General features: G+C 34.3%; 16 protein-coding genes. 14 read left to right on the forward strand and 2 right to left on the reverse strand.

Annotated elements, in window-relative coordinates; translation table 11 throughout:
• Positions 1 to 58: 58 nt before the first annotated feature.
• The 3 genes from AC0L0O_RS06565 to AC0L0O_RS06575 are packed head-to-tail and all read left to right on the forward strand — an operon-like array spanning position 59 to position 2,173.
• Positions 59 to 952 carry an ABC transporter ATP-binding protein gene (locus AC0L0O_RS06565; protein ID WP_000626603.1) on the forward strand — a complete coding sequence of 298 codons (894 nt, stop codon included), beginning with the start codon at positions 59 to 61 and terminating at the stop codon, positions 950 to 952.
• Positions 945 to 1,751: an ABC transporter permease subunit gene (locus AC0L0O_RS06570; protein WP_001041454.1), complete on the forward strand. Its 807-nt coding sequence runs from the start codon at positions 945 to 947 to the stop codon at positions 1,749 to 1,751. The genes AC0L0O_RS06565 and AC0L0O_RS06570 overlap by 8 nt, the downstream gene beginning before the upstream one ends.
• A gap of 50 nt (positions 1,752 to 1,801) precedes the next feature.
• Complete coding sequence (locus AC0L0O_RS06575; RefSeq protein ID WP_000349666.1) at positions 1,802 to 2,173, forward strand: VOC family protein; 372 nt, start codon at positions 1,802 to 1,804, stop codon at positions 2,171 to 2,173.
• A gap of 209 nt (positions 2,174 to 2,382) precedes the next feature.
• Here AC0L0O_RS06575 and AC0L0O_RS06580 read toward each other — a convergent pair whose 3' ends face one another.
• The gene (locus tag AC0L0O_RS06580) at positions 2,383 to 2,742 is read right to left on the reverse strand and encodes a DUF4064 domain-containing protein (RefSeq protein WP_000182311.1); all 360 of its coding nucleotides are present in this window, start codon (positions 2,740 to 2,742) and stop codon (positions 2,383 to 2,385) included.
• Positions 2,743 to 3,365: 623 nt separating this feature from the next.
• Here AC0L0O_RS06580 and AC0L0O_RS06585 point away from each other — a divergent pair.
• From AC0L0O_RS06585 to AC0L0O_RS06620, 8 genes are all read left to right on the forward strand, one after another.
• On the forward strand, positions 3,366 to 3,899 hold the full coding sequence (locus AC0L0O_RS06585; protein ID WP_000864751.1) for an RNA polymerase sigma factor: 534 nt from the start codon (positions 3,366 to 3,368) through the stop codon (positions 3,897 to 3,899).
• Positions 3,900 to 3,911: 12 nt separating this feature from the next.
• Entirely contained in the window at positions 3,912 to 4,910 is a 999-nt protein-coding gene (locus AC0L0O_RS06590; RefSeq protein ID WP_000348530.1) for a hypothetical protein, read from the forward strand.
• A 15-nt stretch (positions 4,911 to 4,925) separates the two neighbouring features.
• Positions 4,926 to 5,963, forward strand: coding sequence for an LCP family protein (locus AC0L0O_RS06595; RefSeq protein ID WP_000430088.1), 1,038 nt, complete (start codon positions 4,926 to 4,928; stop codon positions 5,961 to 5,963).
• 199 nt (positions 5,964 to 6,162) lie between these two features.
• The gene (locus tag AC0L0O_RS06600) at positions 6,163 to 7,425 is read left to right on the forward strand and encodes a dicarboxylate/amino acid:cation symporter (RefSeq protein ID WP_001983479.1); all 1,263 of its coding nucleotides are present in this window, start codon (positions 6,163 to 6,165) and stop codon (positions 7,423 to 7,425) included.
• A 347-nt stretch (positions 7,426 to 7,772) separates the two neighbouring features.
• Complete coding sequence (locus AC0L0O_RS06605; RefSeq protein WP_000727512.1) at positions 7,773 to 9,476, forward strand: peptide ABC transporter substrate-binding protein; 1,704 nt, start codon at positions 7,773 to 7,775, stop codon at positions 9,474 to 9,476.
• A gap of 307 nt (positions 9,477 to 9,783) precedes the next feature.
• On the forward strand, positions 9,784 to 11,490 hold the full coding sequence (locus AC0L0O_RS06610; RefSeq protein ID WP_072181027.1) for a peptide ABC transporter substrate-binding protein: 1,707 nt from the start codon (positions 9,784 to 9,786) through the stop codon (positions 11,488 to 11,490).
• A gap of 285 nt (positions 11,491 to 11,775) precedes the next feature.
• On the forward strand, positions 11,776 to 13,482 hold the full coding sequence (locus AC0L0O_RS06615) for a peptide ABC transporter substrate-binding protein (RefSeq protein WP_000728464.1): 1,707 nt from the start codon (positions 11,776 to 11,778) through the stop codon (positions 13,480 to 13,482).
• Between the two features lie 112 nt (positions 13,483 to 13,594).
• Entirely contained in the window at positions 13,595 to 14,314 is a 720-nt protein-coding gene (locus tag AC0L0O_RS06620; protein WP_000828272.1) for a class I SAM-dependent methyltransferase, read from the forward strand.
• A gap of 40 nt (positions 14,315 to 14,354) precedes the next feature.
• Here AC0L0O_RS06620 and AC0L0O_RS06625 read toward each other — a convergent pair whose 3' ends face one another.
• Entirely contained in the window at positions 14,355 to 14,750 is a 396-nt protein-coding gene (locus tag AC0L0O_RS06625) for a hypothetical protein (protein ID WP_000555000.1), read from the reverse strand.
• Between the two features lie 134 nt (positions 14,751 to 14,884).
• On the opposite strand from AC0L0O_RS06625, the gene AC0L0O_RS06630 reads away from it, so the two are divergent.
• The 3 genes from AC0L0O_RS06630 to AC0L0O_RS06640 all read left to right on the forward strand — a co-directional run bounded on the left by AC0L0O_RS06630 (position 14,885) and on the right by AC0L0O_RS06640 (position 21,006).
• Positions 14,885 to 15,220 carry a hypothetical protein gene (locus AC0L0O_RS06630; protein WP_000842891.1) on the forward strand — a complete coding sequence of 112 codons (336 nt, stop codon included), beginning with the start codon at positions 14,885 to 14,887 and terminating at the stop codon, positions 15,218 to 15,220.
• 250 nt (positions 15,221 to 15,470) lie between these two features.
• Positions 15,471 to 17,570, forward strand: a complete 2,100-nt coding sequence (locus AC0L0O_RS06635) for a vWA domain-containing protein (protein WP_473785674.1) — start codon at positions 15,471 to 15,473, stop codon at positions 17,568 to 17,570.
• A gap of 73 nt (positions 17,571 to 17,643) precedes the next feature.
• Positions 17,644 to 21,006: a tubulin-like doman-containing protein gene (locus AC0L0O_RS06640; RefSeq protein ID WP_131369160.1), complete on the forward strand. Its 3,363-nt coding sequence runs from the start codon at positions 17,644 to 17,646 to the stop codon at positions 21,004 to 21,006.
• Positions 21,007 to 21,049 lie beyond the last annotated feature (43 nt).

A 21,049-nucleotide genomic window follows, 5' to 3' on the forward strand; every position in this document is an offset into this window, starting at 1 on the left:
GGAGTACAATAATTTTGAAATATCATACATTAAATATTTCAAAAAATGAGGTGGATTTATGATTTCAGTTCAAAATGTCACAAAACAATTTTCGAACGGAAAAGGCTTGTTTCATATTACATTTGATGTAAAAGAAGGAGAAGTGTTCGGTTACTTAGGACCGAATGGTGCAGGTAAATCAACGACGATTCGTAATTTAATGGGATTTATAAAACCGACATCTGGAAAATCTTCAATTTTTGGATTGGATTGTTGGAATGAAGCAGCGAAAATTCAAAGGGAAGTTGGTTATTTGCCAGGTGAAATTTCTTTTATTGAAGGAATGAACGGATTAGAATTTCTGAAGTTAATGCAAGGAATGCGTGGGCTAAAGGATACGAAAAGACGAGATGAACTAATAGAACGTCTGCAATTTGATGTGAAAACACCAATTCGCAAAATGTCTAAAGGAATGAAACAAAAAGTAGGAATTGTTGCTGCATTTATGCACGATCCGGAAGTGTTAATTTTAGATGAACCGACTTCAGGACTCGATCCGCTTATGCAGCAAGTGTTTATAGATTTAATAGTAGAGGAAAAGCAAAGGGGAAAAACGATTCTTATGTCTTCACATATTTTCACTGAGATTGAGCGTACATGTGACCGAGTAGCGATTATTAAAGATGGGCGCCTTGTAACGGTTGAAAATATTCATGATTTACAAGGGATGAGACGACAAGTGATAGATGTAACCGTATCATCAGAGGAAGAGATTGATTCTCTTACAAAATGTAATTTGCAATTTGAAGCGGTAAAAGGTAGAGAGGCATCGATTATTGTACAAGGAAACTATCAAACTGTTTTACAAATACTTTCAAACTATAATGTAACGGCACTTCAAACGAGAGCAATGGATTTAGAACATTTATTTATGCATTATTACGATAAGAAAGAAGGGGTAAAGCATGAATAAGCAATTGTTTTTAGCTAGTTTGAAAGAGACGCAAAAAAGTATTTTGAGTTACGCAACTGGTGCAGCTCTATATTTATGGTTGTTAATTTGGATATTCCCTTCAATGGTATCAGCGAAAGGTTTAAATGAATTAATAAGCGCTATGCCTGATAGTGTGAAAAAAATTGTTGGCATGGAAAGTCCGATTCAAAACGTAATGGATTTTTTAGCTGGTGAGTACTATAGTCTATTGTTTATTATCATATTAACAATTTTTTGCGTTACAGTTGCAACACATTTAATTGTGCGGCATGTAGATAAAGGGGCGATGGCATATTTATTAGCGACACCTGTATCTAGAGTGAAAATTGCAATCACGCAAGCCGCTGTTCTCATATTAGGACTACTAATCATTGTAGTTGTTACGTATGTAGCGGGCATAGTAGGTGCGGAATGGTTTTTACAAGATAATAATTTAAATAAAGAATTATTCCTGAAGATAAATATAGTCGGAGGGCTCATATTTTTAGTCGTTAGTGCTTATTCATTTTTCTTTTCTTGTATATGTAATGACGAAAGAAAGGCACTTAGTTATTCAGCAAGTTTAACTATTTTATTTTTTGTACTAAATATGGTAGGTAAATTAAGTGATAAGTTAGAGTGGATGAAAAGTTTATCGTTATTTACATTGTTTCGCCCAAAAGAAATTGCGGAAGGAACGTATAATATATGGCCGGTAAGTATAGGTTTAGCTGCGGGAGCGCTTTGTATTTTTATAGTAGCGATTGTATTGTTTAAGAAGAGGGATTTACCGTTGTAGAGTAGAAAGTCCACTATATGAGTGGACTTTTTTTGATAAGGAGGAAACTAGTGGATCATTTATTCCGGGTGAAGCTATATGTAAATGATATCGAAAAGTCATTATTGTTCTATGAGGAAGTAATTGGTTTAAAGCTGTATAAAAGAAATATGCATGCAGTGCGTTTTAATCACGACCAGTTCTCCTTATTACTAGCTAGTGATTCAACATTGAATGAAAATCACTATTTTTACAATCGAAAAGAGATGAAGGGGAATGGCTTTGAACTAATTATTGTTGTCAATAGGATTGAAGAAGTATATGAATGTTGTAAAGAGAATCGGTGCACAATACAAGAAGAAATTCAAACTTATCCATGGGAGATGAGAGGATTTAAAGTAGTGGATCCAGATGGATACTTCCTTAGGATTACGTCTAAGTAAAGGAGCTGTTCAAGTCGGTGAAACCGTCTTGAACAGCTCCTTTTTCCGGCGTTTAAAAGAACAACAAAAGTGATCGAAAAATCTGTTGGAAAAGGTTCCTATTGTTTTTTTTTGTGAGTGTCGGCGCATAAAGAAAATGAGTGTCAAAATTAATAAACCTAAAATACTTCAAAAATACATAAATATATTTTCTAGATACAATATTATTTTTATGTAGAAGTTTTGTTTTTTCTGAATATAATCATTAAACTACTAATTAAGAAAAAAATACCTGGTAAAATATACACAATTGAGATACATAAAAATCCAACTATCGCTGAAATTATCATGATTAAACTGCCTAATGTTCTCTTTGTTTTTATTAATATTGAACCTATAATTCCTAAAATTGAAGCAATTAAAGAAATACTACCTAAAATCATAGTTGTATTAGTTGGTATTTCACCAGTTGTAGAATCCATGATAGGACCTAAATCACTTATAAATCCGATGAATATTGCAAATGATGAAAATAAAATCCCTAAAATGCCTCCAATTAATCCTAAAATAAATTCGAATTTGTTTGTCATAATAATAGCATCCTTTTCATCTTCAGTTGTAATATTTGATTGTACAATTTGTAATAACTCATTCATAGTAATAGAGATGTTTAGAAGGGGAGTATATGATGTTTACCGACTATAGTTTCTCCGAATAAGTCAAATTGCGAGTTGTTCCAATTACTCATTAACCCCTTTTTTATAGGTAATAAAGCTATTTCCTTTCTTTTTAAATTCTTTTCGTATAGTCTTATCTATTATGTATTTAAATGGCATGATAATATATTAAACTTGGTAAAATAAAGAAAAAAATCTAAAAAACATTATTTTTTTATATTCTTGTCACATCAAAAGTAATCGGTCGTTTCGTCGATTCTCATTAAGAGGATTAGCAAAGGGGGATGATTGAGTTTGGACGGAGCGCCGTGGCTCATAATTTCCTCAAACACGCGGAGAAGAACCGATTGTTCAAAGAGAGAAATTAAAACCCACAGAGAAAAATTCCTTTCTCTGTGGGTTTTATTCGTTTCGGAAGACTTTGGAATATATTATTTTGTGTGAAAATATTCAAAAAAATGAACCTTTTTCTAGGCTCATACGTCTAATACATGTAAAGTTAAATTTGAAGCGAGGATGAAACAGGAGGAGCAATTGTGAAAGTAATCCCTTTATATAAAATGTTGGTAAAAGAAGAAACAGATGTTTCCTTAGCGAAAAAAGGTGATCATGAAGCTTTTATGACTCTTATACATACAGAAAAAGTGAAGATGTATCGTATTGCAAAGGCTATGTTACGTGATGAGACAAATATAGAGGATGCGATACAAACAACAATTTTAAAAGCCTATGAAAATATAAAAAAATTAAAGAAAGAAGAGTTTTTTCAAACTTGGTTAATTCGAATTTTAATGAATGAATGTAACAACATTATTAGAGCGTATAAAAAGGTAATTGTGACAGAAGAGAATGATTACAATGTGAGTGCGTGCGATCAGTATGAAGATATAGATTTGTGTAATGCGATTCAATCGTTACATGAAGAGTTAAGAGCTGTTACGGTGCTTTATTATTATGAAGATATGAATCAAGAGAGTATAGCGAAGCTTTTAGAAATACCAAAAGGAACAGTGAAATCGAGATTGTCACGTGCGAGGGAACAACTACAGAAACGATTAAAGATGGAATAGGGGGTGCAAAGGATGGATGGTGAAAAATTATTTGATGAGAAATTAAAAAAGAGAATAAAGGAAGAGAATGTTATAGTGCCGCCAGGGTTAAATGAAACGATTAATCGTACACTACATAATCTTCCCGTAAAAAAGAAAGGTTATAGAGTTTATATGATGGCTATAAGTGCTGCTGTCCTAGTGCTCTCAATTGTGTCTATGTCGGAGTTTTCTGATCAAATTTTTGCTCAAAACGGAGGAGTATTTGAATATGTAAAGAAAAAGGCATTTTCTGATTATGAAAATGAAGAGGAAATAAAATCAAATGTAAATTATCCAGATAAGGAAAAGATTCATGAAAAGATGCTAGATTCCATTGATCATTTTAAAAATATTTCAGGACAATTTGAGGAATATTCTAGTTCGTCAAGAATTGCTACAACGTATAAGTATGCGATTGATACGGAGAAACAAAGAGGTATCTCTTCGAAAGAAGATAAACTAGCGAAAAAACGAACAATTATATATAACGAGGGAAAGAAAAAAGAGTTTGATGACGAGAAGTATACATATAAAGAGACAAAATGGAACCGAAAAGAAAGAAACGATGAACTATTAAAATTAAATCCTACGGAAAGGTTATTGAGAAAATCAGGTGAGAAGAAACGATATGATGATGAATATGTGGGATTCGCAAAGTATAGTATTCAATCAGAATTTGCTGATCTATTAATTCGATACAAAGATTGGAATTATAAAGAAACGAAGTATCTTGGACTTGATTGCTACAAAATCGAAGGAACAGTAAATATAGAAATGCCTGTAAGTACATCTGAAGATTTAAGAGGTAAATTTGAAATGGTTGTAGAGAAAAATACAGGGATTATGCTAAAATTCCTTAGTTTCCACGAAGGTATGATTCAATATTCGATTACGACCGAATGGATACAAATAAACAAAGGATTGAAAGAGAATGTATTTCAAAAGGATAGCACTAATTATGAAAAAATGAAAAACATTTTATCTGAATAAAAAGGGGATAATTATATGGAGAATAACTCTTCTTCAAGAGAAAGGAAATATAAACGAAAATATAAAAAGACAACGATAATAAGTTCACTACTAGCGGTATTACTATTTGGTGGAGTTGGATATGGTGCTTATGTATATATGAAAACTTCTAATCTCGTACAAAAGTCAAATGTTAATTTAGCACGTGGTGAAAAATCAAATTTACGTGAGGAAACTGTTAAACCGATCACCAATAATGTTTCACTTTTAATTATGGGAATAGATGAAAATCAAGAACGACAAAAAGAGTATAATGGTGCATTTCATACAGATGCGCTACTGTTAGCTACTTTTAATAAAGACGATAAAACAGTGAAACTAACGAGCATACCACGTGATACATACACATATGTGCCGGTTGAAAAGAAAAAAGATAAAATAACGCATGCATATGGAAGTGGTTTCGTTAAAAATGGTAAAGATGGAGGACCGCAAGCTTCAGTGGAAGCGGTAGAAAAATTATTACAAGTGCCTGTTGATTATTTTGTGAAGTTTAATTTTAATTCATTTACTAAAATTATTGATGGGTTAGATGGGATTGAAGTAGATGTTCCAGTTGAATTTACGGAGCAAAATAGTAAAGATGAACCTGATGCGATCCATTTGAAAAAAGGACTACAAAAATTAAATGGGGAAGAAGCACTTGCTCTAGCAAGAACGCGTCATATTGATAGTGATGCAATGAGAGGGCAGCGGCAACAACTTGTTATGGAAGCGATTTTAAGTAAATTAAAAAGTGTAGGATCAATTACGAAGCTAGAAAAAATAGTTGAGGCGGTTGACGGTGATTTTAAAACAAATTTAGCAATGGATGATATTTTATCTTTTTATAAATACGGTTTAAATTGTTCGGTTGAAAAAATTCAATTAGCAGGTGATGATTTATACTTACCTAATGGCCCAAACGGCCAACGTGTATATTATTATAATCCTAATAAAAAAGATTTACAGAGTTTGAGTAATACTCTTAGGACACATCTAGGATTAAGTGAAAAGGAGATTGAGGAAAATTGAAGCAGGCGAAATGTCTGCTTTTTATTATGTCTAATAGTATGTCGTTTATCATTAAATATTATATACTATTTTCAAAAATAATATAATAGTGTAACATAAAGTTAAGGTTTAAGTTACATAACAGGGGGGCCATCACATAGAATAAATGTTATTGATGAAAATAGTTTGGGAGAAATGAAAAAATAAGGGAGTATTAAAAATGAGAATTGTAAAGAATTTAACATTCCAAGTTATTGTGGCCATTATTTGTGGTATTGCAGTAGGATCAATTTGGCCGAGTGTTGGACAAGAGATGAAGCCAATTGGTGAAACATTCATCAATATGATTAAAATGGTTATTGCACCAATTATCTTTTTAACAATTGTGCTTGGTATTGCAAGTATGGGAAGTATGAAAAAGGTAGGCCGTGTTGGCGGGAAGGCACTATTATATTTTGAAATTGTTACAACAGCGGCTTTAATAATTGGTATCATCGTAGCGAATGTTGTGCGTCCAGGAGACGGATTAGACCCTTCAAAACTAAAGGGCGGAGATGTTTCACAATATGTCCAAAGTGGTCAAGAAATGAAATGGATGGATTTCTTTTTACATATTGTGCCGTCTAACATGTTTGAAGCATTTGCAAAAGGTGATATTTTACAAGTGTTATTTTTCTCTATTTTATTTGGCGCAGGGTTAACGATGCTAGGGAAAAATGGACAGCCGGTAATCGACTTTTTTGAAAGATTATCGAAAGTATTTTTTAACATTTTATCAATTGTAATGAAATTAGCACCGGTTGGAGCATTCGGTGGAATGGCATTTACAATTGGAAAATACGGTTTAAGCACGCTCATACCACTTGGTAAACTAATGATTTGTGTATATGCGACAATGGCATTATTTGTTTTTATTGTGTTAAATTTCATTTGTAAACTGTACAAATTTAGTTTGTGGAAATATTTAGCGCATATTAAAGAAGAATTACTTATTGTTCTTGGGACATCATCATCAGAATCAGTATTGCCGCGAATGATGACAAAGATGGAAGACTTCGGATGTTCGAAGCCGGTAGTAGGTTTAGTCATTCCGACGGGATACTCTTTTAACTTAGATGGAACAACAATTTATTTATCCATGGCTACTATATTTTTAGCACAAGTCTTTCACGTCGATCTTTCACTAGGTCAACAATTAACTATAATAGCTATTTTATTAGTTACATCTAAAGGAGCAGCAGCAGTAACAGGCGGGGGATTTATTGTACTAGCATCTACTTTATCGGCAATGAATGTTATTCCGTTAGAAGGGTTAGCGCTATTACTTGGTGTAGATCGTTTCATGTCAGAAGCACGTGCTATCGTTAATTTAATTGGTAATGGTATTGCGACTGTAGTAGTTGCAAAAAGTGAAAATGAATTTGATAATGAGAAGTATATGAAAGTACTAGAAGAAATGAAAAGAGAGAAAATGGCCGGATAAAAAGTCAGCTTTGCTGACTTTTTTATTTTTGTAGAAAAGAGGTTTGTTATAATATACATTATTTATTAACAATAATTTACAGGTATTTTGTAGAGAAGGGATATAAAGACTATTAAATCAATACATACAATTCAATGAGGTAGAGTGTTTTAAAAGATTATGGAATTTTTATGAATATTACTGTAATAAAATAATTTTTTAAAAATTTTCAATAATAACACTTTACAAAACTCAAAAAATTAGTAGAATAATAGTTAATAAGAATCTTCTGATAAATATATAAAGAAAAACAGAATTATCAGAAAATTCTTAAATGAGAGCGTTAAGAATTAGGGAGGGTACAGAAAGTGAAAAAGAAAAAAATGAAAAAACTAACAGCAGTTGTAGCACCAGTTTTAGCAATGAGTATGGCATTAACAGCATGTTCTACATCAGGTGGAGATAAGAAGACAAGCACAAATTCTAGCTCTGGCGGAGATAGCAAATCAGAAGAAAAATTAGCAGCGAAACAAGTGTTCAATAAAACAGAAAATCAGGAAATTCCAACAATGGATACGTCGAAGAGTACAGATACTTTGGGCTCTCAAATTTTAGGGAACACAATGGAAGGCTTATACCGTTTAGATAAAGAGAATAAACCAATCCCAGCTGCGGCAGAATCAAGCACGAAGAGTGAGGATGGTAAAAAATATACATTTAAATTACGTAAAGATGCAAAATGGTCAAATGGTGATTCTGTAACAGCGAAAGATTTCGTATTTGCATGGCAACGTTTGTTAGATCCAAAAACAGCTGCTGAGTATGCATTCATTGCATTCCCAATTAAAAATGCAGAAGCGGTTAATAAAGGGGAAAAACCTGTAACAGAACTAGGAGTTAAAGCAGTAGATGACCTTACTTTAGAAGTTGAATTAGAACAAGCAGTACCATACTTCTTAAACTTAGTAGCATTCCCATCATACTATCCATTAAATGAGAAATTCGTAAAAGAAAAAGGGGATAAATACGGTTTAGAATCTGATACAACTGTATATAACGGACCGTTCGTTCTTACTGATTGGAAGCATGAGCAAGGCTGGAAACTGAAGAAGAATGATCAATATTGGGATAAAAAGACTGTAAAATTAGATGAAATTAACTATAGTGTTGTAAAAGAGCCAGCAACTAATGTGAATTTATATGATAGTGGTCAAATTGATTTCTCCTTATTAACAGGTGAATTTGTTGACAAATATAGAAATAATAAAGAGGAATATGGGGTGTATAACGAACCAAGTACGTTCTTTATACGTTTAAACCAAAAACGTGGTGGACAAGATACACCATTAAAGAGTAAAAAATTACGTGAAGCAATTGCGCTATCAATTGATAAAAAGAATTTAACAAATGTAATTTTAAATGATGGGTCAAAACCTGCAGATTATTTAGTGCCGAAAGGATTAGCAGCTGGACCTGATGGAAAAGACTTCCAAGAAACGTTTAAAAACGGTGTTAAACCAGATGCGAAAAAAGCAGCTGCTGCATGGGAAGAAGCGAAAAAAGAACTTGGAAAAGATCAAGTTACAATTGAGTTTTTAAACTATGATACTGGTAATGCGAAAAAAGTTGGGGAATATGTAAAAGATCAAATTGAGAAAAACTTAAAAGGTGTAACAGTAAATATTAAACTGCAACCGTTTAAACAAAAACTTAAATTAGAATCAGATCAAGATTATGATATTTCATATGGTGGATGGAGCCCAGATTATGCGGATCCAATGACATATTTAGATATGTTTGAAAGTAAGCACTCTCATAACCAAATGAGTTTCTCTGATCAGAAATATGATGAAATAATCAAAAAAGCTGGTGGAGAATTAATGACTGATGCGAAGAAACGCTGGGAGGAGCTAGGAAAAGCAGAGGAATTACTTCTTGAAGAAGATGTTGCCCTTGTACCTTTATATCAAAGTGCTAGATCTTATGTTATGAAACCGCATGTAAAAGGTGTTGTTAAGCATAATATTAGCCCAGAATACAGCTATAAGTGGGCATATGTTACTGAAAAATAATAGAGTTGAAAAAGTACTTCAAAGCAGTCTACATGCCTTGAAGTACTTTTTTTATTGTACGATTGAACGCGAAAATGAAAGAGTGGAGAAGAAATGAAATGTAGTAGATGGAGGATACGTATAGTATGGTCATAGAAAATAGAATGTTACTATCGTTAAGTAAAATAAATTTTCTAAATATTTTAAAAATAACTTTACAAAACCAGAAAAATTAGTAGAATATTAATTAATAAGAATTTTCTGATAACTAGTTATTAGAAAATCTCTCAAAATGAGTTTCGTACATATAATTGGGGAGGGTACAAAAATGAAGAAAAAGATGAAGAAGTTCACGGCAGTTGTAGCGCCTGTTTTAGCGATGAGTGTGGCGTTGACAGCTTGTTCTGGATCTGGTGGGGAGAAGAAATCAACTACGACGTCTAGTGGTGGTGGGGAAGAGAAAAAGTCTGAAATTAAATACGCAGCGAAACAAGTGTTAAATCGTACAGAGAATCAAGAGATTCCGACGATGGATGTTTCAAAATCTACCGATACATTAGGTTCTCAAATTTTAGGGAACACGATGGAAGGTTTATATCGATTAGATAAAGATAATAAGCCAATCCCAGCTGCAGCAGAATCTAGTACGAAAAGCGAGGATGGCAAAAAATATACATTTAAATTACGTAAAGATGCAAAATGGTCAAATGGTGATCCTGTAACAGCGAAAGATTTCGTATATGCATGGCAGCGCTTACTTGATAAAAATACAGCGGCAGAATATGCATTTATTGCTTACTATATTAAAAACGCAGAGGCAATTAATAAAGGTGAAAAACCACTAACAGATTTAGGAGCAAAAGCGGTAGATGATTATACGCTAGAAGTAGAATTAGAGAAACCAGTACCATATTTCTTGAATTTAATGGCATTCCCATCTTACTATCCTTTAAATGAAAAGTTCGTAAAAGAAAAAGGAGATAAATTCGGTTTAGAAGCAGATACAACGTTGTATAACGGACCGTTCGTTATGGCTTCATGGAAACATGAACAAGGATGGCAGCTAAAGAAAAATGATAAGTACTGGGATAATAAGACTGTAAAATTAGAAGAAATTAACTATAGTGTAGTAAAAGAAGTTGCGACGAAAGTAAACTTATATGATACAGGATCAATTGATTTCACGTTATTATCAGGAGAATTCGTTGATAAATATAAATCGAACAAAGAAGAGTACGGCGAGTATTCGGAAGCAAGTACATTCTTCTTACGTTTAAATCAAAAGCGTAACGGACAAGATACACCGTTAAAGAGCAAAAAACTTCGTGAAGCGATCGCATTATCAATTGATAAAAAAGGATTAGCAAACGTTATTTTAAATAACGGTTCAAAAGCAACAGATCAATTAGTACCAAAAGGGCTTGCGACAGGACCAGACGGTAAAGACTACCAAGATACGTTTAAAAATGGTCTAAAATATGATCCGAAAAAAGGTGCAGCAGCTTGGGAAGAAGCGAAAAAAGAACTTGGAAAAGATCAAGTGACAATTGAATTACTAAGCTATGATGATGGAACTGCGAAAAAAATTGCTGACTACTTTAAAGATCAAATTGAGAAAAACTTAAAAGGTGTAACGGTTAACACGAAAATTCAACCGTTCAAACAAAAACTAAAATTAGAGTCAGCACAAGATTATGAAGTTTCGTTTGCAGGTTGGAGTCCAGATTATTCGGATCCAATGACATTTATTGATATGTTTGAATCGAAGAGCCCATATAACCAAATGAGTTATTCGAATCCAAAATATGATGAAATGGTAGCGAAAGCAGGTAATGAATTACTGTCTGATCCGAAGAAGCGTTGGGAAACGTTAGGAAAAGCAGAGAAATTATTCCTTGAAGAAGATGCAGGATTAGTTCCTTTATATCAAACAGGAAGAGCGTATGTAATGAAACCGAATGTAAAAGGAATTGTGAAACATAACATTAGTCCAGAATATAGCTTTAAGTGGGCTTATGTAACGGAAGGTAAATAATAAAAAAGAGCGTGTTTAAAAGTAGATAAGTTATTTTTAACACGCTCTTTTTATATTCAATTAAATAGAGAAGAATAAGAAATGTGGTACTGACATATAGTAGATGGGGGAGAATTCGTATAGTAATAATAGTAAAATACATAGTTACTATAAAAATAAGATAATAAAAACTTTAAAAATGAGGGTAATTAATAGCGTGTTAATTGGTGAAAAAGTATTAATGATTATGTTCGTAGAAAATCTCTCAAAGTTAGTTTCGTACATATAATTGGGGAGGGTACAAGAATGAAGAAAAAGATGAAAAAATTCACGGCAGTTGTAGCACCAGTTTTGGCAATGAGTATGGCTTTAACAGCATGTTCTGGATCTTCTGGTGGGGAGAAGAAATCGACTACAACGTCTAATAATGGTGGGGAAGAGAAGAAGTCTGATATTAAATATGCGGCGAAGCAAGTGTTAAATCGTACAGAAACGAATGAAATTCCGACGATGGATACTTCCAAAAATACAGATACACTTGGCTCACAAATTTTAGGGAATACAATGGAAGGGTTATATCGCCTTGATAAAAACAATAAGCCAATCCCAGCTGTAGCAGAATCTAGCACAAAAAGCGAGGATGGTAAAAAATATACATTTAAACTACGTAAAGATGCAAAATGGTCAAACGGTGATCCAGTAACAGCGAAAGATTTCGTATTTGCATGGCAACGTCTAGTAGATCCAAAAACAGCTGCTGAGTATGCATTTATCGCTTACTATATTAAAAATGCGGAAACAATTAATCAAGGAAAAGGAGAAGTTTCTACATTAGGTGTAAAAGCGGTAGATGATTATACGCTTGAAGTGGAACTAGAAAGACCAGTACCATATTTCTTGAACTTAATGGCATTTGCGTCTTACTATCCATTAAATGAAAAGTTTGTGAAAGAAAAAGGGAATAAATTCGGTTTAGAGTCTGATACAACACTTTATAATGGACCATTCGTGCTTACTGATTGGAAGCATGAGCAAGGTTGGAAATTAAAGAAAAATGAGCAGTATTGGGACAAAAAGACTGTCAAACTAGAAGAAATCAATTATAGTGTAGTAAAAGAACCAGCTACTAGAGTAAATTTATATGACACAGGTGCGATTGATTTCACACTTTTATCAGGTGAATTTGTTGATAAGTATAGAAATAATAAAGAAGAATTTGGTGCATATTCGGAAACAAGTACGTTTTATTTACGTCTAAACCAAAAACGTGGTGGGCAAGATACACCGTTAAAGAGCAAAAAACTACGTGAAGCAATTGCATTATCAATTGATAAAAAAGCTTTAACGAATGTTATTTTAAATGATGGTTCAAAACCAGTGGATTATTTAGTACCAAAAGGTTTAGCGAGTGGACCAGACGGTAAAGATTTCGCAGAAACGTTCAAAAATGGTTTAAAACAAGACTCCAAAAAGGCAGCGGCAGCCTGGGAAGAAGCGAAAAAAGAACTTGGAAAAGATCAAGTCACAATTGAACTGTTAAACTATGATACTGGTAATGCGAAAAAAGTTGGGGAGTATGTAAAAGACCAAGTTGAAAAGAATTTAAAAGGTGTAACAGTAAATATTAAACTGCAGCCATTTAAGCAAAAACTAAAATTAGAATCAGACCAAGATTATGATTTCTCATATGGCGGCTGGAATCCAGATTATGCGGATCCAATGACATACCTTGATATGTTTGAAACAAAAAATTCGCAGAACCAGATGAGCTACTCAAATTCAAAATATGATGACATTATTACTAAAAGTAAGACAGAATGGATGGCTGATGCGAAAAAACGTTGGACAGAGTTAGGGAAAGCAGAAAAATTGTTACTTGAAGAAGATGTAGCGCTTGTGCCTTTATATCAAACTGCTAGATCATATGTTATGAAACCAAATATAAAGGGAATTGTGAAACATAATATTAGTCCGGAATATAGCTTTAAATGGGCGTATGTAGAAGAGAAATAAAAAAGAGAAGAGCATTTTCAAGTTGCTGTATAGCACTTGGAAATGCTTTTTTACGTGCACGATTTTTTGATGGGTGAATATATGTATTATAGAAAATTAAAAGGAGAATCCCATGAAACGAAACACATACATCGATTTCTTAGCGTATTACGGAATAGGGAGTGCTCACCCTGGTGGTTTTACGTTAACAAAACAATTGTTAGCACAACTGCCTTTTAGATATGGAGCTAACGTCCTTGAGATAGGCTGCGGTACGGGGAAAACAGCAGCGTATATGACAAAAGACTGTGGTTATAAAGTAACGGCGGTTGAAAAGAATGAGATTATGATTCAAAAGGCGAAAGATAGGTGGTCGTCTGAAGGAATAGATATTCAATTAATTGAAGGAAAGGCAGAGCAATTACCTTGTTTGCATGACTCATTTGAATTCGTACTCGGAGAATCGATACTTGCTTTTACAGAGAAAGAAAGGGTTATCTCGGAGTGCTATCGTGTATTACAGAAGGACGGAAAGTTAGTTGTAATTGAAATGATTATTAATGCCCACATTGGGAGGGAAGAGGAAGAAAAAATCGCTCAATTATATGGCATGAAAGAACTATTAACTGAGAATGAGTGGGTACAATTATTTCAGAAAGCAAATTTTAAAAGAATTACAATTGCTGGCGGTGGCACGATTGCAGAAACGATTTCTAGCTATGTAGAAGAGCCAGAATGGAATGTATCACAATTTATTCCGAATGAGTTATATGAGGCATGGGTACAGCATGAAAATGTACGGCTTATGTACCAACATATTTTAGGGCATCGTATTTTTATATGTGAAAAATAAAGAAAAAGAGTTGGCTAAAGGTAGTCAACTCTTTACTATGTTAAATGAAAAATAATGCAGCTAATGTAATTCCGAAGATGAAACCAAATCCGAGTTCAACACCCCAGCCACAACCGCCGCCTCCCCAGCCGCCACAACCACAACTACTACAACCACGACCACCACAACCGCAGCTACTGAATCCACCACCGCATCCAAATCCACAACTATCACATCTGCTAAGGCCGCCGCAAAGATCACAACCACCGTTTGCATAAGCGTCATAGTATCCGAATCCTGAATCAAAAGATGAGCGCTGTTGCACCGGCTCAATCCATACAGAGCTTTGTGTCACATCGATTATTTTCCCTAAATGTATACGGCCATCACGGTCTTCAATCCGAACAACTTTTCCGAAGTAACGTCGGCATGTATCATAACATTTTTGTCTATGCATATTCATTCCTCCTTCCCCATTACAGTAATACGATATGTAAAGGGGACAAGTGCGGCTTGTACGAATGCCCTATCTATCATAATTGTTATAGGAAAGGGGAAATATAGGAAGAGGATATATAAGGAGGAAAAGGCATGAAATCGACAGATCAGTTTCAGACATACGAAGTACCGTGGGAAGAGTTTATTGCAGCATTGCGAGAGGAAATGAAGAAGCAAGTAGGGGCGGATATTATTGATACAGTAGTTTGTAATTTAGAAGACGGATTTGAAGTGTATACGTATGTGCAGGGGGATTTGGATTTTGAATATAAGGAAGCGCTGGAAAGGAAATATGGGAGTGATGCAAAAACTCCTAACGTGTTAACAATTATGTTATTAGCTAGCATTTATAGTACAAGTGAAGAGAATATACGCTTACATGCGGATCATAAAGATAATCCGATTGTTGAAGTGTATGTGAAGCAATAAATCAAACTTTTTGTTAAGTGTTTTCAATATGAAAAGTAGGAAAAGTCTGTTTTAAGTGTAGAGCTTAAACAGGCTTTTTTACTTATATAATCGGATAGGAAACGCTAGAAGGAATCATAATCAATTTTTATAACTGTTTACATAATAAAGTTATGCTGTGTTCGTTGTCCTAAAATACAAGTCATATATCTTGTATCCTCTCATAAATTTAAACATAGGAATTTGTCTACAAAGGTGGCGAAGCCTCATCATGAAAATTCGAATTTGTGCCACATTCATGTTGTTTCTATTAATATGGTTACATCCTTTTTGGACTTTTGCAAAAGGAGAGGAGGCAAAGGAAAGGGTCGTTTCACTTGTATATGATGATTCGGGCAGCATGAGAAATAACGATCGCTGGAAATATGCCAATTACGCTTTGCAAAGTTTAGTTGCGCTATTAGATGAAAAAGATAAATTTTCTTACGTTCCAATGAGCAAGCCAAATGATCCAGTAAACATTTCGTTAACGAAGGATAAGAGACAAACGGAAATTGAGGGAATTGGAGCATGGAAAACGTATTTAAATACTCCGTTTAGCGCAGTAGAAACGGCGATGCAATCTATAAAAAAGGAAGCCGATATAGATGGGAAACGTGAATTTTGGCTTATTGTGTTAACTGACGGGGCATTTAATGATTTAGAGAAAGATAAGGTTGGCGGAAAAGAACAAATTTTGCAGAAGTTAGCGCAGTTTAAGAAAGAAATGGATGAAAAAAAGATATCATTACATCCGGTTTTAATTACGATGGAAGAGGATTTAGGACAGCAAGAAAAGGCACAACTAAATACGTTTAAAGAAATATGGAAGAAAGAGATAAATGGAGTTACGATGCCATCTAGTGGAGAGGATGGTATTGTAAAAAGCGTCAATCAAGTGGCAGCATTAGTTGCAAATCGTGATCCGTTTTCCTCTGTTGAATCGATTGTAAAAACGAAAGTAGTAGGGAAGAAAGTAGAGATTACAACACCATTTCCGTTAAAGCGTATGACGCTTGTACGACAATCGCCTTCTCTGCCCGATTATCAGGTCAAACAAATTTCTAAACCATTACAATTACAATCTTCTTTTTCTATACATGCACCAGGCGAAGCGAAATTGTTCGGAAATATAGTTCATATAAGTACGGAAAATGAGGAAGTTATTAAACCAGGAACTTATACGATAGAAGTGGACCAGGAGATTGAGAAAGAAGGGTTACAAGTACTTGTTGAACCAGCGCTTAATTACAACGTTTCTACTTATGATAAAGAAGATAAGGATAGAAAAAATGTTGAGGAAATGTATGAAGGTGTGACAGCTGTTATTGAAGCAAAGCCTACTGAGTTGCCCGTTCAGTCTTCTTACTTCCAGGCAGAAGTAGAAATAGATGGAAAGCAATATGCGATGAAGTGGGACGATAAAAGACATGTGTTTTATTACGAAACTAAGCTTACAAAAGGATTAATACGCGGGAAAGTTCATATGAACATAAAGGGGTTTTACAGACAGACGAAAGAATTTAAAATCGAAACAACTAAAAAGCCTGAATTATCACTTCAAACTGTCACGAAAGATTATAAAGAAAAAGTAACAAACTTAGAGAATAGTAAACCGTTTATTATACAACCACAGTTAGATGGTAAGCCGATGACAGAAGAGGCTGTAAAGAAACTATTAAAATCAACTGGTGTCACATCTAAACAATCAATTAACTATGAAATAAAACAACATGATAATCAAATTTATATTTATCCTCGACCGTATTACTCCGACACATTCAATTTTACAGATACCGGCACCGTAGAAGCTACCATCGTAGTGCAGGATTCAAAATTACAAAAAGTAAAGAAAGACATAACACTCCATATTCAAAATGCGCCGTTTTATGAAAAGTATGCGCTTATTTTTAAGTTTGTTATTCCTATCACTTTATTACTGTTACTAGTAGGAATAATCGTTTTAGGATGGATTGTCCGTCCGAGATTTCACCGGAAAGCATTATTGTATTACGAATGGGATCAAGAGGTAGCAAAAGATTGGTTATATCAATCTGAGCCAGAGTTACTCAAAAATAAATGGTGGAAACATTATTTTGGTATTCCGTATAGAGCAGAGAGGAAGACTGTGCAATCCGTTACGTTTATAGCAAAGAAAGGATCGAAATCGATATTTGTAGCGAAAGAGTCACAAGTAGTAGGAATGATTATTGATGGGATGTTTATAACAGAGGATGAGGTTGGAATGGAACATAAGACACTATATCCAAATGAACTTTTAGTAATTGATAGAGGATATGGTAAGGAGATTTACAAATACGAGTGTGAATAGTAGATGGGGAAAAGAGGAGAGTATTATTTTTCCCTCCTTTTTTCAAACAAGCAAGAATAGGAAGGTGGTTCACATGACGTTACAAGTTCCAACAATATTAATTGGTTTAGGTGGAATCGGTAGTACTGTGACACATCAAATATATGAAAGACTACCTGAGGAGCGTCGAAAAAAGGTAGCAATGCACGTATTTGATACAGATGTGAATACATTGAGTAAATTCGATCATATTCGAAAGTTTAAGACACAAACGAGCTCTAGTAAAACACCTAGGGAGTATATTGCGGGAGATCCGACGATTCCAGAGTGGTTTCCGATGGATCCAACTATACTTGATAAACCATTAACAGAAGGAGCAGGACAGTTACGCGTCATTTCCCGTTTAGCGTTACGTGCTGCGATGAAAGAAGATAAATTAACGTCCTTTTGGCAAGAAATCGAGAAGATTTTTCCAGTTACAAGCGATCAAACGGAATATGGAGTACGTGTCATTATCGTAACATCATTAGCGGGCGGAACAGGTTCAGGAATGTTTCTACAAATTGCATTATATTTACGTGAAATGCTTCGGAAAAAACTGCAACATCACAACATTTTAATACGTGGTGCGTTTCTAATGCCGGATGTGTTAGTGAAGACGAGAACGGTTAGTGCGAAAGAGTTTGAAACGGTGCAAGCAAACGGCTACGCTTCGTTAAAAGAATTACATGCGATTACACTCGGTTCTACTGGAGAGTTATCAAAACGCGGTGGCGTGACGATTGAATTAGAGTATCGACCGGATCAAGTAGATGAGGATGGGAGAACAAATCACACGATTAAACAACATCATTTACCGTACAATTATTGTTTCTTATACGATTATGAGAATTTACATGGACACCATCTGCATAATTTATCAGATTATATGGAGCAAATGGCAAATACGATTTATTTACAATTATTTAGTCCGATGTCTGCAAATCATTTTGCACAGGAAGATAATCAAATTCAGCAATTAGCAGAATCAAGCGGGAAAGGGCGATATTGCGGGGCCGGAACGGCAAAGATTATTTACCCATATGAGCATGTGTTAAAATATTGTGCTTTAAAATGGGCCGTGCAAGGTTTAGATGAATCGTGGCTTCATTTAGATCAATTGTTTCAAGAGAAGAAGCATAGATATGATCAAGATGTAAAACGTGGTATGCAGCGTGAAAAGCCAGAGCGTGGGAAAAGTTATTTAGAAGACTTAGAACATCTTGCTACCCGTCCAGAACAGGCTCATATTTTTTATAGACAAATGTACAATGAAACGCGTGAAGGAGCAGAGGGTGGCAAGGTTGGTATTGCGAAATCTAAACTGTTTTTAGAAGCTGTAGAAAGTTATGTACAGCGTACGGTACAAAAAGACGAAGAATTAAATCGTCTGCAGCATGAGTGTAAAATTTCTGCTGCCAAGCTGAAAATGACGGAACAAATGAAAGGTGAAGTAGCAAGGGTAGACCATGCGGTTCGTTTATATGCGTATGCGATTCCGAGCCGCGTACATGAACATGTAACGACACTTTTATATGACATGATTGAATCAGACCGTTTTTCACCAAGTGGTTCTGAAGGACAGTCATATCAACTAAATACATGGTTTTTAAAGAAAACCGATTCTGTTCATCCAGTAGCAGCTCGTTTTATGTTGTATGAAATTCGAAAGCAGTTAGTCGAAAAAATGAATCGACTACATGAAAATAATGAACAAAAGCGTAATTTAATTCAAAACTACGATAAGAAATTTAATGTGAGTAATATTGATGGAACGGTAACAGCTGTACGCCGAGTAGAAATTGCACAGCAACAAGGCTGGTTTGGAAAAATGATTAATAACCAGCAGCGTTTATTTAAAAAGGAATTTGAAGATATTGTAACGCAGTACGTACACAAATTAAACGAATACCGTAAAGAAATGCTATTAGAACTCGTGTATCAATCGCTATATCAAGCAGTTAATAAAATGATTCAATATTGGGAAAGATTTTTCGATAATTTACATGAAACACGTGAAAATTTATTGTTCGAAATTCAAAAACGAAGCAAGGAATTTGAAGGAAAAACAAACCCAACGAATGTATACGTATTAGCTGAAGAGAAGTTACAAGAAAAGATATGGCAAGATATGCAACAACATTTAAATTTAGGTGTATTACCGAAAGATATATGTGCGGAAATTTATATGAGCTTATACGGGGAATATTGCCGGGATGCGAAAACAGAAGAGATTCAATCGAAAAAGGTAGAAGACTTTTATCGTGAGCACATACTAAACTATTGTTACGATGAATTACAAATACGCTATCGTGATAAATTAGAGCTGAACATCGTTGAAGCATTACGAAAAGAAGCGGATTATAAGAATCGTGATCGTGATGAATATGTTCGTGAAAAAATTGAAGACTTGTTCCATTTAGCAAGTCCATTCGTGCCAAAAGTTTCTCATCATAGGGAATTACAATATTGGGGTATACATCCATCTTTAAAGAAAGAACTGCAAGAGGAATTAATGCAAGAAATGTTTAAAGAAAAAGATACAGTAAATGAAGCTTTTTCACCATTTGAGGTCATTTGTTATCGTGCACATTACGGCTTATCGTTGCAAGACTTTCCTAAGCTTTCGTCTGGACATATTGCAAATGGATTTATGAATGATAAAGGTGATTATTTTCAGTCTTACTATCGCCGTGTAAATAAGTTGAATAGTAAAAAATCTAGTTTAACGCCGCATTTAGATAAGTATTGGCACTTACCAGCCTTCATGCCGGATTTAAATGCAACGCAAACAAAGTTAGATTACGATAAATGCAATCGAGCTCTTCTATACGCGTATATATATCGCTGGATTAGTTTAGTTGCTGTTGATGGTCAATTCGTTTATCAATATAACGGCGTTGGACGTAGTTTCTTAATTCAGTCGATGGGGAAAAATATTTCAAGCGAAAGTTATAAATTGCACAGAGCGTTACTTCATAATCCGTTCATTTATGAAAACATCTTATCCAGATTTGAAGAAGAACAAGAAAAGGCGATGATACAAGGTGGGCATTTATATACACATCCATTTGTATTAGGTGCTCAAGATATTAGATGGCTACGTAAAGAGCATGTCCATAATATTTTAGATATGATTTTAATGTATGACCGTGAAGCGAAATATGACCCGACGTTAGAAGAAACTTCTGATGAATTATTAAGATTATTCCTTGATGAAATTGAGTTATATTTCCAAAACTATTACGGTACAGGTGCCGATATGGTTGCAAAGAAAGAGAAAGAAATGTTTATTAAACAATTGTGGGATCGTTCGTATGCGAAAGGTTATGTAGATCCAAATAGTGCTCCTTATAAAAAGTGGCAAAATTTATTAAGCGTTCATGATGAAGAAGAAACGCCAAAAACGAATGTATAATGAATGAAAAGGGAATCCTTAAAAGTGGCAATACAACTTTAGA

The sequence above is a fragment of the Bacillus sp. GS3m_15504 genome (assembly GCF_055825275.1).